The following is a 16,344-nucleotide window of genomic DNA, read 5'->3' as shown; positions in this document are numbered from 1 at the left end:
ACCGGTATGGCCACTCGGCGGGGGAGGTCTGGGAGACGGTGCGCAGGCAGCGTGTGTCCTCGTGGGCTTCACGTGTGTGTCGGCAGGGGATTGTGCGAAAGATGTGGCGTCACGTTATCGAGTGACGGCAACACGTGTCCGTCCGATGCCCGAATTTCACCCGAACGGGAGAGTTTCAGAACATGTGGTGGACGCATGACGGCAACGGCGGCCCTAGGTTGGCGCTGTGAGCCAGCACGGAAGCCGGACACCGGCGCACAAGGTGAGACAGCGGGCCGTGATCGCCGGCGCGGTGGTCGCCGCGCTCGGCGTGGGAGTCGGTCTGTGGGCCACGGACGGCGATGGCGGCGGAGGCGGACGGGAGGGCTCGGCAGCCCGGTCCTCCTCCGACGAGGCGGCCGCGCCCAGTCCCAGCCGGTCCTACCCGCTGTCCGAGGAGCCGCGCACCATACCCGCCGTGCGCGAGCACACCGCCGCCCGCGGCCCCGGCTGGCAGCCCGGGAAGGGTCACCGGGTCGTCGTCGCCGACGCCGGCCTCGCCGACGAGGGGAAGCAGATCGCCGGCGAGCTGGGGATGACGTACGCGGGGGAGAAGGACGACGAACGCGCCGGGGACCTGCTGCTCGACGTCAAGGCCGACAAGGGCGCGAATGCGGAGTCGTACACCATGACCGTGCGCGACGGCCGCGTCACCGTCACCGGGCCCGCCGAGGCCGGCGTCTACTACGGCACCCGCACCCTGAAGCAGGCGGTGGACGGCGGCGGCACCGCGCCGGAGGGCGTGGTGAAGGACGAGCCGGCCAAACCGAAGCGCGGCTTCTCGCTCGACATCGCCCGCAAGCACTACGACGCCGACTGGATCAAGGACCGGATACGCGAGCTGGGCGACCTCAAGTTCAACGAGCTGGGCCTGCACTTCTCCGACGACCAGGCCTTCCGCATCGAGTCCGACTCGCATCCCGAGATCGTCTCGGACGAGCACCTGACCAAGGCGGAGATGAAGGAGATCATCGATCTCGCCTCCTCGCGCCACATCACCGTCGTTCCCGAGATCGACTCGCCGGGCCACCTCGGCGCCGTGATCGCCGCGCACCCGGACCTGCAGCTGCGCAACGCGCAGGGCACGGCCACCCGCGGCGCCATCGACATCTCCAAGCCGGAGGCCGCGAAGATCGTCGACGACCTGCTGAACGAGTACGCCGACCTCTTCCCCGGCTCCCAGTTCCACCTGGGCGCCGACGAGTACCAGGCGCTCGTGGTGCCCGACCCGGAGGCGTCCTACCCGACGCTGGCCGCCGCCGCCCGCAAGGCCTACGGCTCCGACGGCACCGTCGCCGACCTGACCACCGGCTGGCTCAACGGCCGCGCCAAGACGGTCATGGCCCACGACCGCACCCCGCGCGCCTGGAACGACGGCTTCTTCAAGGACACGTCCGTCGAGCCGATCGAGGACATCAAGGTCGCCTACTGGACCGGCAAGGAGATCGGCGCCCGCCCGCCGACGGAGTACCTCAGCGCGGGCCGCCAGGTCCTCAACTACAACGACGAGTTCCTGTACTACGTGCTCGGCCAGCCGCAGACCTTCGTCTACCCGACCGGCGAGCGCATCTACGAGCAGTGGACCCCGCGCGTCCTGCGCGGCACCACGGCCGTCGACGCCAAGTACGACGACCAGATACTCGGTGGCAGCTTCGCCGTCTGGGGCGACTTCCCGAACGCCCAGACCCAGGCCCAGGTCGCCGAGGGCATCCGGCTGCCCCTGGCCGCGACGGTCCAGAAGCTGTGGGATCCCGGCAAGCCCGAGCTGTCCTGGGCGGACTTCAAGTCGCTGGCGGACCGGCTCGACTGACGCCTCACGTCCCGGTGCCGACGCGCCGATTGTCCGATCCTGCTGCGAACTCCCGTACGGCTGTGGTGGTCTTTTGACCGAGCCGAACCGACACGCCGGGGGGACCGGGACATGGGCTACTGGGGGTACTTCGTCGTCGGCCGCGCCGAGCGGCCGCTCGCGGAGCTGGAGGCGCTGGCCGGCGCCGCGGACATGACCCTGCGCCAGTCCGCGCCGGACGGATGGCAGGTGTGGGAGTTCCCGGGCGGCGACGGAGACGTCGGGAACATGAACGACCTGGCCGCGCAGACCGGCGCGCCCGCGCTGTTCGGGTACGTGATGGACAGCGACTGCGTGGTCGTGGAGGCGGCGGCGCCCGACAGCGGGGCGTGGACGACCTGCCTGGCGCGGACGGCCATGGCGGGGTACCTGGGCGCCGAGCGGGACGGGCTCACCCTGGAGGACTACTTCCTGGATCCCCGCGACGCCGCCGAGCGCGCCGTCGCCTGGGCCGCGGAGGCGGGGTGCGCCGCGAGCGCCGGGGAACTGACCGAGGTGCTGTCGGACGATCCGGGCGCGGCTCCGGTTGCGGCTCCGGTTGCGGATGCGGATGCGGATGCGGCTCCGGATGCGGACGGGGACTCGGGTGGGGACTCGGGCGGGGTGTCCGCCGCTGCCTCCGGTCCGGTGGCCGAAAACCTGTTCTTCCGGTTCCTCGACCGGCTGGGCGTCGTGCCGCTGTGACACTCCCGGCCCGTCGCACGCAGTAAGGGTCAGTGCGGGCTCCGTGGTGGTGGGCGGGGCGAAGCGGCAGGAACAGGGAGGCACCCGATGAGCCTGGTGGAACTGATCGCGCGGGCCGACGCACGCGGACTCGCCGCGAGCGGGCTGGCTTGTTTGGATCGCTGTGTCCCTCTGCTGGACGGCGACGACGAGGCCCTCAGACCCCTGTGGGCGACCCTGGCCGACGACACCGGCGACGAGGCCGGGCGCGACTGGGCCGAGTGCCTGGCGCAGGTGCGGGACAAGCTCGCCGGCCCCGACGCCACCGGCGAGGACGAGGCAGTGGTCCTGGCCCGCCGCATGCTCGAGGCCGCGCCGGCCGAGTGCTCCGGCCCGGCGATGCGGACGTGGGCCGACGCCTGTTCCGTCGCCTCGCTCCGGATCCACCGGCTCCTCGACCCCGCGGCGGACGCCACCCCGGAGGCCGACGTCCCCCGCGCCGGCGGTACGGAGGGACTGCCACCGCTCGTCGCCGCCGAACTGCGCCGCCAGACCGGCGTACTGGAACTGCTCGCCGAGCGCGGCGCGGCCGGGCTGCGTCCGGCCCTGGAGATCTCCACGGACGGGCGCCGGGTGCTGCGCGCGGTGGTCTCCCGCCGGGCACGGGGACGGGGCTGAACGCCGGGCCCACCGCCGGTCCCCTGTGACCGTGGTGCGGGGAACGCGCGGTGGCGGTGCGGCGGACGTGGGGGAGGTGGGGCGGTCCTGCGCCGGTTGCGGAACGACCGGCCCCCGCGTGTGACGCAACTCCGTCCCACGGCGCTTTAGCCCATGTGACGACTGTGACCAGCGGATTGACGAGCGGATTGACGAGCGGATCGACGAGCCCGCAGCAGACCCGCCCCGCGGCCGCCGCGAAGCCGGTGCGGTGGGCGGCGGACGCGGTGGCCACGATGCGCGAGGGCGCCCGGCTGCGCCTGGACTATTCGGCGCAGAGCCTGTGGCGCGTCGACCGGGTGATCGACGGCATCCGGCGTGAGGAGGCGCCGTACGCCGCCGTGGAGACGGCGCTGCGCGGACTGGGCGCGTACGCGGGAGAGGTGATCGTCCGTCAGACGGGTGGCGAGTGGTGGACGACCGGCGGGGACCACTGGGTCCGCACCCCGGACGGCCGTCTGTGGGACCCGATGGACGAGGCCCGCCGCTGCTTCGCCGGAGACGGATCGCTCCGCCTGCTGTGCCGGGACGCGACGGCGGGCCCGTGACGCCCGGCCGGGTCCACGGCGGGGTCCGGCGTTCCCTGTGACACTTCTGTGCGCGCCGACGCTGATGACCTTGGGGGCGGGCTCACCCGAGCGCGCGGAGGACTCGGTACGGACGAGGACGGTTCTTGGGCCAGCGAGGGGAACCCCGCCGCGTACAGGCGCACGACGGGGAACTGGGCGCGGCTGTCGCGCGGGCCCAGGAAGGTGACGAGGCCGCCTTCGCGGTCGCCTACCGGTTCGTGCAGCCCGGCCTGTTGGGCTACCTGCGCGGGCTGGTCGGGGACGACGCCGAGGACGTCGCGGCGGACGCGTGGCTGGAGATAGCCCGTGACCTGCGGCGCTTCCGGGGGGACGGGGCCGGTTTCCGGGGCTGGACGGCGACGATCGCCCGGCACCGGGCCCTGGACCACCTGCGCCGCCAGAAGGTGCGGCCCCGGCCCACGGCGCTGGAGCAGGACGTCCTGGACCTGCCCGGCCCGCACTCCACGCACGACCAGGCCCTGGAGGCGCTCTCCACGCAGACCGCGCTGAAACTCGTCGCGGGGCTGCCGCGGGACCAGGCCGAGGCCGTCCTGCTGCGGGTCGTCGTCGGTCTCGACGGGCCGTCCGCCGCCCGCGTCCTCGGCAAGCGGCCGGGCGCGGTGCGCACAGCGACGTACCGGGGGCTGAAGCGGCTGGCACGGCGGCTGGGCGCCGACGGTGTGACGGATGACGGTCCCAGGACGCTGGGGGAGTCGACATGAGGGGCGCCCAGGACGGCGGCCCGGCGGACCGAGCGGGAGCGGAGGCGGGTATGGGTGCACGGCACGGGGAGGGCGACGGCCGCGACACCGGTCCCCGGCCCGCACCCGGCAGCGCCCCCGGCACGGAGGCGCTGCTCGCCGCGGCGCTGCGCGGGGAGGGTGCCGACGCCGAGGGCGAGCGGCGGGCCGTGGCCGCCTTCCGGGCCGCACGGGACGCGGAACCGGGCCGGGCCGCGCGCACTCGGCGTCGGGACGACTGGCGGCCACGGGCCGGGAGACACCCGGGGCGCTCGCTGAAGACCGCCCTCTGTGTCCTGCTGGCGAGCCTCACCCTGGGCGGTGTCGCCTACGCGGCCATGGGCGGAGGCGGCTCCGGCGCGGACGACGGCGGCCCGGACCGGACGCGCCCGCCCGCCGCCACCGACGACGCCCCGGTCCGGCCGGTCGCCACCCCGCCCGCCACCACGCCGGGTACCGCCGCCACTCGGGGCCCCGCCAGCACGGCCTCCGGTGCCTCCGCGCCGCCGGACCGTCCGCCCGCCGCCCGGGACACCGAGGCCCATTGCCGCGCCTACGAGCGAGTGGCGGGCCGCGGCAAGGCACTGGAGGCCACGGCCTGGCAGTGGCTGGTCACGGCGGCGGGCGGCGCGGAACTGGTCGAGGCCTACTGCGCCGAGCAGCAAGCCCGGCCGACCGGACCGGGACCGTCGAGCGCCGACGGCAACAACGGCGAAAACGAGAACAAGGGCGAAAACGAGAACAACGGCGAAGGCGGCGCCAAGCGGGGGACCGGCGGCAGCGGTAACGCCGCGGGACAGGCCCCCGGCCGGGACCAGTAGCCCCCTGTCAGGGACGACTGCCAGGAACGACCGCCAGGGACGACCGTGGCGGCCAAGGCAACGGCCGGGGCCGCCACCCCCCACAGGAGAGGCCCCGGCCGTCGCGCGGCACGGGCCGCGCGGCCCGTACTCCCTTCAGCGCCGCGCCTGCGTTTTCTGTCACACCTCACCGCGTCACGGGTTAGTTGCATCTTGTACGGCAATGCGATGGGGACATGGACGAGTGGCGGTTTCAAGACGTAACGTGCCATTCGCGCCGATGCTGCGGGGGCTCCCTCCCGCGACGGGGTGGCGGGAGACCACCGCAACCATCGATTGAGAAACCACGACGGCGAGGACCACGTCCGCGAGAGCGGCGCCGGTTTAGGCGCAGAAAGGCCTTCTCGGTGCTGGGGGACGACGCGGAGCTGACCGCCGCGGTGCGTGCGGCACAGGACGGGGACGAGACCGCGTTCCGGACTGTGTACCGCGCCGTGCATCCGCGCATGCTGGGGTACGTACGCACGCTCGTCGGCGATCACGACGCCGAGGACGTGGCGTCCGAGGCCTGGCTGCAGATAGCCCGTGACCTGGAACGGTTCGACGGCGACGCCGACCGGTTCCGCGGCTGGGCCGCCCGCATCGCCCGCAACCGCGCGCTCGACCACATCCGCATGCGCGGCCGCCGGCCGGTGATCGGCGGCGACGAGACGGAGCTGACCGGCAAGCCCGCGGAGTCCGACACCGCGGGTGAGGCCATGGAGGCACTGGCCACCGGCAGCACCCTTTCCCTCATCGCCCGGTTGCCCCAGGACCAGGCCGAGGCGGTCGTCCTGCGCGTGGTGATGGGCCTCGACGCCAAGAGCGCCGCCGAGGCGCTGGGCAAGCGGCCCGGTGCCGTCCGCACGGCGGCGCACCGTGGCCTGAAGCGCCTGGCCGAGCTGCTCGGCGGCGATCCGGAATCGGGCGGTGGGCTCGACGCCCTGCCGCCGCAGCGAGAACCGCGCGGTCGTGCGGTGACGTCCGCGAGTGTGACGCATACGCGTGCGCGGACGCAGAAGGACATGTGATGGCCGACGAGCAGGACAAGTGGCTGGACCGCGAAACGGCGGAGCTCCTGCTGCGCGGAGAGCCACTGGAGGGTCTGGAGAGTACCGACCCCGCGACCCGCGACCGGGCCGGACGACTCGTCGCGGCCCTCGGCGTGCTGTCCGCCCCACCGGCGCCGACCGGCGAGGAACTCCCCGGCGAGGCCGCCGCGTTGGCCGCCTTCCGCAAGGTGCGCGCCGAGCGGGCCGACGCGTCGGCGGGTGCGCCGGCCCCCCTCGGGCACGGCACCGCACCCGGGTCGTCCGACGCCGGTCTCGTCCGCATCGGCCCGCGCGGCGACGGCACCCGGCGGGTGCACTGGAGCCGCCCCCTGCGCCTCGGGCTGGCCGCCGCGCTGACCGTCGGCATGGTGGGCGGCGTGGCGGTGGCGGCCGGAACCGGAGTGCTGCCGACGCCGTTCGACCGCACCGAACCGGAACCCGCCGTCACCGTGTCGGCCGCCGCCTCCCCGGACCGTCCGCTCGCATCGCCCTCGCCGCTGGACGGCGTGCGGGGCGGGGCGGATCCCGGCACCGCCCCGGGCGCGCCCGGCGGGGACACCGCCCGAGGCGGCGGCAAGCCCGCAGACCGCGACACCGACGACCGGGACACGGGCGGCTCCGACGGACGGCGGTCGAACCTCGCCGCGTCCTGCCGCAAGGTGCGCGCCGGCAAGCAGCTCGACGCCGCCCACCGGCGCGCGCTGAAGGAGGCGGCCGGGGGAGCGTCCCGGGTCGGGAAGTACTGCGGCAACCTCCTCACCGGCACCGGCACCGGCACCGGCACCGGTACCGGCACCGGCACCGGCACCGGCACCGGCACCGGCACCGGCGGCCGGGACGGCGCGGGGCGCGGCGACTCGGGAGAGTCGGCTCACGAGGGCGAACTGCGCAAGGACACCGGCGACGGCGACGGCCAGGGCGACCAGGGCGGCAAAGGCAGCAAGAACAGCAAGAACAGCAAGAACGACAAAGGAAGCAAAGGCGACAAGGACGGTAAAGGGGACAAGAGCAAGGGTGGAGAGAAGGACGACGACGGCCGGGGCGGCACCGGAAACCAGGACGACGACGGTGACGACGGCGGCAACGGCGATGACGACGACGCCGACATAACCCCGCCCGCCCACGGCCCCCACCGCCCCCACGGCCCGCACCGCCCCCACGGCCCGCACGCCCCGTCGGCCCACGAGCCCCGGTCGCCCGCCTACACGCCCCACGCCACGAACCCCGCGAATGCCGCCTGACCTGCCCTTTCGTGGACGGCGAAGATTCCCTCGCCGAGGGTGTGACACTTTCGGCCGCCGTGACGCAGTAATGAGTGAGCCGACTGGTCATCGGCTTTCGCACCGAGCCGGGGTTCCCCCCGTACCTGCGGCTCGTGCACCTCGGCGCGGGCGGGACACGTTCCCCCGGTCCCGCCCGCGCCCCATTCGCCGCACGGCGGTGTTCCGCCCCGCCGCCCCGCCGCCTCACCGGTACACGACGACCTTGTCGCCGTTCCTCACCTGCGCGTACAGATCCGCGATCGCCGCCTCGTCCCGCACGTTGACGCAGCCGTGCGAGGCACCCGCGTAACCGCGGGCCGCGAAGTCGTAGGAGTAGTGCACGGCCTGGCCGCCGCTGAAGAACATGGCGTACGGCATGGCCGAGTCGTAGAGCGTCGACCAGTGGTGGCGGGACTTCCAGTAGACCTGGAAGACGCCCTCCCGGGTCGGTGTGTGCTGCGAGCCGAAGCGCACGGACATCGTCGACACGGTCCGCCCGTCGATCATCCAGCGCAGCGTCCGGCTGGACTTGCTGACGCACAGCACCCGGCCGGTGGTGCAGCGCGGGTCGGATGCGGCGGCGGGCTGCCCGCCCATCAGGTACAGCTCCCACTTGCCCGGCTCGTGCGACATCCCGAGCAGCCGCTGCCAGGTGACGGTGTCCGTCCGGCCGGTCCTGGGCAGCCCGCGCTTGCCCTGGAAGCCGCTGACGGCGCGCTCGGTCAGGTCGTCGTACGTCCCGGTCGGCCCGTCCACGAGCCACTCGACCTGTCGCAGCCGGGCCTGCAGCTCACGGACGTCCCGGCCGCTGTCGCCCCGCTTCCACAGCACCCTGGCCGCCTTCGTACCGCCGGGCGGCGCGCTCGACGACCGCCGGTGCCCGGGCGGCGTGCTCTTCGGCGGGGCCCCGGTGATGACGTCTATGCGCACCGGCGCGTGCCCCTTGCCGTCCGGCCCGGTGCCCTGCACGGTGCAGCCGCCCGCCGCCAGTACGGCCCCCAGGGCGACGGCGATCGCCCGTCCCGTGTTCCCCATGCCCGCCATACGCATCACGGCCCCCCGTCGTCTCACGGACCCGCACCGACGTCCCCCTGAGTCGTTCCCGCGGATGACGCGCCGCGAACGCCGCGGCATCGTTGTGACCGGGACCGCATCGGGGTTGTGAGGAAGGTCCCAGCGTGCGCCTCTCCACCGGGTGCACGCGCGCGGATACAGTCCGTCGAAGGATCGGTCTGTACTGGCGGGTAAATGACGGGTAGTTCGAGCAAGTCGAACATGTGCTCAGCGGGAGGCATCACACCATGACGCGCGAGTCCGAGTCCGGGCTGCCCATCGAACCGGTCTACGGGCCCGACGCCCTGGCGGACTGGGACGCGGCCGAGAAGCTGGGCGAGCCCGGGAAGTACCCCTTCACCCGGGGTGTCTACCCGTCGATGTACACGGGCCGGCCGTGGACGATGCGCCAGTACGCCGGTTTCGGCACGGCGACCGAGTCCAACGCCCGCTACAAGCAGCTCATCGCCAACGGCACCATGGGCCTGTCGGTCGCCTTCGACCTGCCCACCCAGATGGGCCACGACTCCGACGCCCCGATCGCGAGCGGCGAGGTCGGCAAGGTCGGCGTCGCCATCGACTCCATCGACGACATGCGCGTGCTGTTCGGCGGGATCCCGCTGGACAAGGTCTCCACGTCGATGACGATCAACGCCCCGGCCTCCCTGCTGCTCCTGCTCTACCAACTCGTCGCCGAGGAGCAGGGCGTGAGCGCCGACCGGCTCACCGGCACGATCCAGAACGACGTGCTGAAGGAGTACATCGCGCGCGGGACGTACATCTTCCCGCCCAAGCCCTCGCTGCGCCTGATCGCGGACATCTTCAAGTACTGCAGGGCCGAGATCCCGAAGTGGAACACCATCTCGATCTCCGGCTACCACATGGCCGAGGCCGGCGCGTCCCCCGCGCAGGAGATCGCGTTCACCCTCGCGGACGGCATCGAGTACGTGCGCACCGCGGTCGCGGCCGGCATGGACGTGGACGACTTCGCGCCCCGCCTCTCCTTCTTCTTCGTGGCCCGTACGACGATCCTGGAGGAGGTCGCCAAGTTCCGCGCGGCCCGCCGGATCTGGGCCCGGGTGATGAGGGAGGAGTTCGGCGCGCAGAACCCCAAGTCGCTGATGCTGCGCTTCCACACCCAGACGGCGGGCGTGCAGCTGACCGCCCAGCAGCCCGAGGTGAACCTGGTCCGCGTCGCCGTGCAGGGTCTGGGCGCGGTCCTCGGCGGCACGCAGTCGCTGCACACCAACTCCTTCGACGAGGCCATCGCGCTGCCGACCGACAAGTCCGCGCGCCTCGCCCTGCGCACCCAGCAGGTCCTCGCCTACGAGACGGACGTGACGGCGACCGTCGACCCGTTCGCCGGCTCCTACGTCGTCGAGAAGATGACCGACGACGTCGAGGCGGCGGCCCTGGAGCTGATGGGCAAGGTCGAGGACCTCGGCGGTGCCGTCAACGCCATCGAGCACGGCTTCCAGAAGAACGAGATCGAGCGCTCCGCCTACCGCATCGCCCAGGAGACCGACTCCGGCGGGCGGGTCGTGGTCGGCGTCAACCGCTTCCAGCTCGACGAGGAGGAGCCCTACGAGCCGCTGCGCGTCGACCCGGCCATCGAGGCCCAGCAGGCCGACCGCCTGGCCAGGCTCCGCGCGGAGCGTGACCAGGCGGCGGTGGACTCGGCACTGGCGGCCCTGAAGAAGGCGGCCGAGGGCGAGGACAACGTCCTGTACCCGATGAAGGACGCGTTGCGCGCCCGCGCGACGGTCGGCGAGGTGTGCAACGCGCTGCGGGAGGTGTGGGGGACGTATGTGCCGTCGGACGCGTTCTGACGGCTGCTGAACCGGCCGCCGTCGACACCCTCCTCGACGGCGACGACCGAGCTGGACGGGACCCGGTTCGGGATTCAGGCGCCCAGCCCGAACCGGCCCAGGTAGGCGTCGAGGCCCTCCGGCGTGTCTCCGGCCCACCCCACGTACCCGTCCGGCCGTACGAGGAACAGCCCCGTCCCGTACGCCCCGTGCGGGCCCCCGCGCACCACCCGTACTGCCGGGCCCACGCCACCGCCGGGCGCGTCGGTGCCCAGCGCCAGCAGCGTCCAGTGCGGCCCCCGGAAGGCGTCGAAGAGCCGTATGCCGTCCACCGTCCCGTCGGGCGCGCGGTCGCCGGCCCGTACCGCCTCCTCGCCGACAGCGTCCCGCGCCTCCACCGTCAGCGACGAGTCCCGGTACCCGATCCCCAGCTGCCGGGTCGCCCCGCCGCGCCGCACCTCGCCGCGGTGGACGGCGGTCGACAGGTCGAGCATCTGCGCGGCGATCGGGCGTCGTTCCTCCTCGTAGCTGCCCAGGAGCGCGGCCGGGGCACTGCCGGTCAGCACCGCGCCCAGCTTCCAGCCCAGGTTGTAGGCGTCCTGGACACTGGTGTTCAGGCCCTGGCCGCCCGCGGGTGAGTGCACGTGCGCCGCGTCGCCGGCGATGAAGACCCGGCCCGAGCGGAAACGGTCGGCCAGGGCCGCCCGGGGCCGGAAGTCGGACACCCAGCGCACCTCGGTCACGTCCTCGGCGGCGATGTGCGAGCGCTCCGCGACGACCTTGCGGACGCCGTCCGGGGAGGTGTCCACGTCCGCGCCCTCCGGGAACCGCGCCATCACCTGGAAGTCCTCGGTGCCGGCCAGCGGACAGACGGCGAGGAGGCCGGCGCCGTCGCGCGGCGGGAAGACGTGCCAGTTGTCGCGGTCCAGGCCGCGGATCCGGACGTCCGCCACCAGCGTCGGGCTCGGGTCGACCGTCTCGCCGGTCATGCCGATGCCCAGCGCGCGGCGCACCGCCGACCGGCCGCCGTCCGCCGCGACCAGGTAGCGGGCGCGCACCGTCCCGCCGGAGGAGAGGAGCGCGGTGACGCTCTCGTCGTCCTGCGTGACACCGACGACCTCGTGGTGGAAGGCGACCTTGCTGCCCAGTTCCGCGAGCCGCGCCGCCAGGATCTCCTGCGTACGCCACTGCGGCACCATCCACGCCCTGTTGTACGGGGAGTCCTCGCTCGGCTCGGCCGGGTCGAACATGTGGTGCTCGCCGACCCGCTCGCCGTTCTGCCAGATCATGCCGGTCGGGTAGGTGCCGCCCGCCGCGTGGATGGCGTCGATGACGCCGAGGTCGTCGAAGACCTCCATCGTGCGGGGCTGGAAGCCCTTGCCCCGCGAGCCCGGGAACAGCTCCCCGGCGCCCTCCAGGACCAGCGCGTCCACCCCGCGCCGGGCCAGGTCGACACCGAGGGTGAGTCCGGTGGGACCGGCGCCGACGATCAGTACATCCGTGTCCACGACGTGCGTATCCATGACATTCACGACAACTCTCCTTAACGATGTTAAGTCCTGTGTGCGTCCGAGGATGGACCTAACGCCGTTAAGGTGTCAAGCGTGAGTACGGAACGACGCGCCCCCCTCGACCGCCGACGGGTCGCGGACACGGCGCTGAAGCTGCTGAACGAGGTCGGCCTGGACGGCCTGACCCTGCGCACCATCGCCAGGGAGCTGGACGTCAAGGCGCCCGCCCTCTACTGGCACTTCAAGGACAAGCAGGCCCTGCTCGACGAGATGGCCACCGAGATGTACCGGCGGACGGTCGCCGGCACCCCCCTCGACCCGGCCGACACCTGGCGGGAGCGGCTGCTCAAGGCCAACCGCGGCCTGCGCGCGTCCCTGCTCGCCTACCGCGACGGCGCCAAGGTGTTCAGCGGCTCACGCTTCACCGGCGCGGTGCACGCCGAGCAGATGGAGGGGACCCTGCGGCTGTTCACCGCCGCCGGATTCACCCTCGCGCAGGCGGTCCGGGCGAGCACGACGACGTACATGTTCACGCTCGGCTTCGTCACCGAGGAACAGGGCGTCGAGCCCTTGCCCGGCGAGCGCCGGGAGGGCTTCGACGTGGACGAACGCGCCCGCCTGCTGGCCGACTACCCTCTGACGGCCGCGGCGGGCGCGGAGATCTTCACGGACTACGACCGGCACTACGAGGAGTCGCTGGCCCTGGTGATCGAGGGGATCGCGGCGACCTACCGCCCCGACTGAGCCGCCCCCGACGCCCCGCCCGCCTTCGCGCGCTGCGCCGCCCGGTACCGGCGCACCGTGCGCGTGACGAGAGGCGGCAGCAGGTCCAGGGCGAGCCGCCGGGTGCGGTCCCGCGGGGCCGACGCGCGAGCCGCACGGACCGCGCGGGCCGCCGGACGGGCCTGCGCGGTCTGCCCGGGCACCGGCGCGGCGTCCGGCCGGCCCGCGCCCGGCACCGGGGCGGACGCAGGAGCGGGCGCCGGGTGCCGCGAGGACGGCAGCGAGGGCGGCCGCAGCCGCTTGCCCCTGGCGCGGGTCCGCACCAGCCGGTGCCCGGCGGCCCGCTCCACGGTCACGGCGATGTCGTCGCGCCCGCGCAGCGCTGCCAGCAGCTCCTCCTGCACCGGCTCCGGGTCGCCCCAGGTGCCGTACAGCTTCTGGCTGCTCAGGCAGACCGGGCGCAGCCCCCGGTTGAGCACCGCCTCCCAGGCCGCGACGGCGACGCCCGGGGTGTGCTCGCTGCGGAAGTCGTCCAGGACGACGATGCCGTCGGGCCCCAGCAGCTCCTTGGCGGCGCGGATGTCGCCCTCGACGTGCTCGTACAGGTGCGAGGCGTCGATGTGCACGAAGCGGCAGGTGCCCGGCGCGACCTCGTCGACGATCGCGGAACTGGGCGCCTGGATGATCGTCGGCAGGGTGTCGTGGAAGGAGAGGTAGTTGCGTTCGAAGGCCTGGCGGGTGAGCGAGGAGTACGACTTCGCCGCCTCCGCCCGGTTGGCCGCGTCCGGCGGCTCGGCGCCGAACAGGTCGCAGACGGTGAGCGTCTCGCCGTCCCGCAGCCGGTGCCCGAGCAGGATCGCGCTCTTGCCCAGGTAGGCGCCCAGTTCGAGCAGGTCGCCGCGGGTGTCCAGCCGCTCCTGCCGCTCCAGGAACCAGGAGAACAGCACCTGGTCGAGCGGCCAGAACCAGCCGGGGACGTCGTTCAGCTCACCGGGGTACTCGTGCGTCTCTTGCGCAGTGGCCATGAGGGGAGGATGCCCCCTCGGCGGCGGAAATGAAGGAGGCACGCGCGATCCGACGGTCAGAAAATCGCACGTATCGCCCAACGTGTCCGGGCCGGCACCCTACGCCGCCCGCTCAGGCCGCCCGCAGGAAGGCGGAGTGGGCGGCCTTGCCGAGGTAGGTGAAGCGGGTGTCGTCCTTCAGGTGCTCGTCGAGGGCCTCCTCGATGCCCGGCCAGTTCGGGTCCCCGAAGTCGTCCAGGACGACGATCGCGCCGGGCGCGGCGATCTCCTCGGCCCACTGGAGGTCCTGGCGCACCCCCTTCGCCGAGTGGTCGCCGTCGACGACGATCACGCCGTACGAGCGGTCGGACACGGCCGCACGGGTCGCGGGGTCCTCGGAGAACCCCTGCCGGATGCGGGCCGCCGCACCGGCCGGACCGGCCAGGGCGAGGTTGGTGCGCACCGCGTGCTCGTCCACGGGCGTGCCGGTCGGGTCGGGGCGCACAGTGGTGCCGGGCTGCAGCTGGACGCCGGCGAACGGGTCCACGATGGTCAGGGCCGGACTGCGGCCGTCGCGCTCCAGCATCCGCACGAGACCGGTGGAGAACATGCCGTACAGCGTGCCGATCTCCAGGACCTCGTCGTTCGGCGGGCCGAGCAACGGGATCGCGGCGAGCTTTCCGCAGATGTTCATGGTGCCGCCCGCGACCCGGCCCACGCCCAGGGACTCCAGCGCGATCAGGAGACGGTAGGCGGCGGCCACGTTGCGCTCCGCCGCACCGCGGTCCCCGGCCAGGGCCGCCACCTCGCGGTGCAGGCGTTCCAGGGACCCCTTGGCCACCATCCGGGAGATGCCGCGCCCGGACGGGCCGACCAGCAGCTCGAAGGTGAGCTGCTGCTTCTCGGTCACCTCGGCGTCGGGCACCGGGGGTCTGCGGGCCTCGGCCGCGCGGATCCGTCGCTCGATGCGCTGATCGACGAGCTCGGCGACGGGACGCAGCAGGCGCCGGCCGGCAGAACTGCGGAGCAGGGTACGGCTGTTCATGGGTCAACGACCTCTATCCGTCACGGAAGTGAACGTGGGGTGCGTGGAACGCCAGTGGGGTGGGTGGGGCCAGACTAGGGAGATCCCGCACCGGAGTCGGAGCTGTCCGACGGACCACGGGGAGAACTTCTGCGGAACGCCGGGTGACCGGACGATGGAGGCTCCCGGTGTTCACCGGGGGGCCACGCACATGTCGCCGATGTTCATCCGGCGGCGCTTTCCGGCGCTCACGGCCCTCTCATAGCCTGCACCGATGTGCGCCGCGCGGCGCCGCCGGCTGCGGGCGCGCGCGACGCGGCATGTCGATCCCCGGCCCGGCCCACACCGCCGGGCCCGCGCGTCCAATCCGGGAGTGACCACCCATCGCCGCCGAGCCCCTGACCGCCACCGAGTCCGTGCGCCCCTCCGCTCCCGCCGTCGCGGAGGCGGAGACGACGCGTCCCCGCGCGGAGCACCGGTACGACATCGACCTCGTTCGGGTCCTGGCCTCGGTCGGCGTCATCGTCTGCCATGCCGCGGGCGAACTGATGAAGGCCGTCGACCGCGACCCCGCGCAGGGCGGGCCCGTCTACTGGACCGCGCTCACCGGGGACGCGCTGAGCCGCTGCGCCGTGCCGCTGTTCTTCGCGATCGCCGGCTGGGTCGTCCTCAGCGGGGCCCCGCCCCGCGACGGCCGGCAGGTCCGCACACGGCTGACCCGCATCGTCGTGCCGCTGGCCGTGTGGACCGCCGTCTACCTGCTGTGGGACTGGGCCCGGGACGCCAACACCGAACCCACCGGGCAGCTCGCCCGGGACGCGGTGTTCGCCTCCGTGCGGCCCGCCTTCCACCTCTGGTACCTGTACGCCTACGTCCCGGTGATCCTGCTGCTGTCGGTGGCCGTGCTGGTAAGGAACGGCAAGCGGCCCTGGGGCGCGGGCGCCGCGCTGCTCGGCCTGGCGCTCGCCCCGACCCTCCTGGGCGACCTCGGGCGCCTCCTCGACGTACGCGTGCCCCCCTTCGCCTGGCAGTTCGGCGTCTACCAGATCGCGTACGCCGTCGCCGGGGCCGTCCTGCTCTCGCTGCCCGGGTCCGCGGTCGCGGGCCGGGGCCGACGCCTGCTGTGGCTGGCCGGCGGGCTGTGCGCGTGGGCCGCGGTCGCCGTCTACGAGCACCGGGTGCACTTCCCGAGCCCGTACGCCTCCGTGGTGGTGGCGCTGCTCGCCGGAACCCTGCTCATGGCGCTCGACCGGATCAGGGTGCCCGAGCGGTTCCGGCCGCTCCTCGGCAGGCTCGCCGGGGCCTCCTTCGGCGCATACCTGGCCCACCTGCTGTTCCTGGAGGCTCTCGCCCCGCGGCTGGTGTCGGCGGACGCCGGGTGGGCGGGCGCCGTGGGCGGGCTCGCCGGTCTGACGGCCGTCACGGTCGTGCTGTCGTTCGCCGCCGCCCTGCTGTGGACGCGGCTGCGGCTGGGCCGCTGGCTGGGCTGAG

The 16,344-nt window shown here is 73.5% G+C and carries 15 protein-coding genes; 11 read left to right on the top strand and 4 right to left on the bottom strand.

The annotated features are described in order from the left end of the window. Positions 1 to 226: 226 nt before the first annotated feature. From ABS735_RS32375 to ABS735_RS32340, 8 genes are all read left to right on the top strand, one after another. On the top strand, positions 227 to 1,849 hold the full coding sequence (locus ABS735_RS32375) for a beta-N-acetylhexosaminidase (RefSeq protein WP_373901573.1): 1,623 nt from the start codon (positions 227 to 229) through the stop codon (positions 1,847 to 1,849). Between the two features lie 111 nt (positions 1,850 to 1,960). Beyond that, a complete protein-coding gene (locus ABS735_RS32370; RefSeq protein ID WP_373901574.1) occupies positions 1,961 to 2,572 on the top strand; it encodes a hypothetical protein in 612 nt (203 codons plus the stop codon). Positions 2,573 to 2,659: 87 nt separating this feature from the next. Continuing rightward, positions 2,660 to 3,229 carry a hypothetical protein gene (locus tag ABS735_RS32365; protein ID WP_373901575.1) on the top strand — a complete coding sequence of 190 codons (570 nt, stop codon included), beginning with the start codon at positions 2,660 to 2,662 and terminating at the stop codon, positions 3,227 to 3,229. A 164-nt stretch (positions 3,230 to 3,393) separates the two neighbouring features. Next, entirely contained in the window at positions 3,394 to 3,816 is a 423-nt protein-coding gene (locus tag ABS735_RS32360; RefSeq protein ID WP_373901576.1) for a hypothetical protein, read from the top strand. Between the two features lie 125 nt (positions 3,817 to 3,941). Continuing rightward, positions 3,942 to 4,559: an RNA polymerase sigma factor gene (locus ABS735_RS32355; protein WP_373901577.1), complete on the top strand. Its 618-nt coding sequence runs from the start codon at positions 3,942 to 3,944 to the stop codon at positions 4,557 to 4,559. Then, positions 4,556 to 5,398, top strand: coding sequence for a hypothetical protein (locus tag ABS735_RS32350; protein WP_373901578.1), 843 nt, complete (start codon positions 4,556 to 4,558; stop codon positions 5,396 to 5,398). The genes ABS735_RS32355 and ABS735_RS32350 overlap by 4 nt, the downstream gene beginning before the upstream one ends. A 386-nt stretch (positions 5,399 to 5,784) precedes the next feature. Further along, a complete protein-coding gene (locus ABS735_RS32345) occupies positions 5,785 to 6,447 on the top strand; it encodes an RNA polymerase sigma factor (protein WP_373901579.1) in 663 nt (220 codons plus the stop codon). Further along, positions 6,447 to 7,709: a hypothetical protein gene (locus ABS735_RS32340; RefSeq protein ID WP_373901580.1), complete on the top strand. Its 1,263-nt coding sequence runs from the start codon at positions 6,447 to 6,449 to the stop codon at positions 7,707 to 7,709. The genes ABS735_RS32345 and ABS735_RS32340 overlap by 1 nt, the downstream gene beginning before the upstream one ends. Before the next feature lie 225 nt (positions 7,710 to 7,934). Here ABS735_RS32340 and ABS735_RS32335 read toward each other — a convergent pair whose 3' ends face one another. After that, on the bottom strand, positions 7,935 to 8,780 hold the full coding sequence (locus tag ABS735_RS32335) for a L,D-transpeptidase family protein (protein WP_373901644.1): 846 nt from the start codon (positions 8,778 to 8,780) through the stop codon (positions 7,935 to 7,937). Between the two features lie 251 nt (positions 8,781 to 9,031). Between ABS735_RS32335 and ABS735_RS32330 the strand changes: the two genes are divergently transcribed. After that, entirely contained in the window at positions 9,032 to 10,612 is a 1,581-nt protein-coding gene (locus tag ABS735_RS32330) for an acyl-CoA mutase large subunit family protein (protein ID WP_373901581.1), read from the top strand. A 74-nt stretch (positions 10,613 to 10,686) separates the two neighbouring features. Here ABS735_RS32330 and ABS735_RS32325 read toward each other — a convergent pair whose 3' ends face one another. After that, entirely contained in the window at positions 10,687 to 12,114 is a 1,428-nt protein-coding gene (locus ABS735_RS32325; protein WP_373901645.1) for an FAD-dependent oxidoreductase, read from the bottom strand. A gap of 81 nt (positions 12,115 to 12,195) precedes the next feature. Between ABS735_RS32325 and ABS735_RS32320 the strand changes: the two genes are divergently transcribed. After that, the gene (locus tag ABS735_RS32320; protein ID WP_373901582.1) at positions 12,196 to 12,846 is read left to right on the top strand and encodes a TetR/AcrR family transcriptional regulator; all 651 of its coding nucleotides are present in this window, start codon (positions 12,196 to 12,198) and stop codon (positions 12,844 to 12,846) included. On the opposite strand, the gene ABS735_RS32315 is transcribed toward ABS735_RS32320, so the two are convergent. Both ABS735_RS32315 and ABS735_RS32310 read right to left on the bottom strand, forming a co-directional pair. After that, complete coding sequence (locus tag ABS735_RS32315; RefSeq protein WP_373901583.1) at positions 12,831 to 13,850, bottom strand: class I SAM-dependent methyltransferase; 1,020 nt, start codon at positions 13,848 to 13,850, stop codon at positions 12,831 to 12,833. The two genes, ABS735_RS32320 and ABS735_RS32315, sit on opposite strands and share 16 nt — an antisense overlap. 112 nt (positions 13,851 to 13,962) lie before the next feature. After that, positions 13,963 to 14,874 (bottom strand): class I SAM-dependent methyltransferase, encoded by a 912-nt coding sequence (locus ABS735_RS32310; RefSeq protein ID WP_373901584.1) that lies wholly within the window; start codon positions 14,872 to 14,874, stop codon positions 13,963 to 13,965. Between the two features lie 395 nt (positions 14,875 to 15,269). Between ABS735_RS32310 and ABS735_RS32305 the strand changes: the two genes are divergently transcribed. Continuing rightward, on the top strand, positions 15,270 to 16,343 hold the full coding sequence (locus tag ABS735_RS32305; protein WP_373901585.1) for an acyltransferase: 1,074 nt from the start codon (positions 15,270 to 15,272) through the stop codon (positions 16,341 to 16,343). The last annotated feature ends 1 nt before the right edge of the window (position 16,344 follow it).

Origin of the sequence: Streptomyces sp. MMCC 100 (genome assembly GCF_041538145.2) — a bacterium.
Lineage (GTDB): Bacteria > Actinomycetota > Actinomycetes > Streptomycetales > Streptomycetaceae > Streptomyces.
The sequence above is the reverse complement of the archived record's forward strand: the minus strand, read 5'-3'. Positions and strand labels throughout refer to the sequence as shown.

Excerpts from the sequence above, each read along its gene's own strand:
- ABS735_RS32370 (WP_373901574.1), top strand. The coding sequence starts at position 1,961 with ATGGGCTACTGGGGGTACTTCGTCGTCGGCCGCGCCGAGCGGCCGCTC.
- ABS735_RS32365 (WP_373901575.1), top strand. The coding sequence starts at position 2,660 with ATGAGCCTGGTGGAACTGATCGCGCGGGCCGACGCACGCGGACTCGCC.
- ABS735_RS32350 (WP_373901578.1), top strand. The coding sequence starts at position 4,556 with ATGAGGGGCGCCCAGGACGGCGGCCCGGCGGACCGAGCGGGAGCGGAG.
- ABS735_RS32340 (WP_373901580.1), top strand. The coding sequence starts at position 6,447 with ATGGCCGACGAGCAGGACAAGTGGCTGGACCGCGAAACGGCGGAGCTC.
- ABS735_RS32335 (WP_373901644.1), bottom strand. The coding sequence starts at position 8,780 with ATGCGTATGGCGGGCATGGGGAACACGGGACGGGCGATCGCCGTCGCC.
- ABS735_RS32330 (WP_373901581.1), top strand. The coding sequence starts at position 9,032 with ATGACGCGCGAGTCCGAGTCCGGGCTGCCCATCGAACCGGTCTACGGG.
- ABS735_RS32325 (WP_373901645.1), bottom strand. The coding sequence starts at position 12,114 with ATGGATACGCACGTCGTGGACACGGATGTACTGATCGTCGGCGCCGGT.
- ABS735_RS32315 (WP_373901583.1), bottom strand. The coding sequence starts at position 13,850 with ATGGCCACTGCGCAAGAGACGCACGAGTACCCCGGTGAGCTGAACGAC.
- ABS735_RS32310 (WP_373901584.1), bottom strand. The coding sequence starts at position 14,874 with ATGAACAGCCGTACCCTGCTCCGCAGTTCTGCCGGCCGGCGCCTGCTG.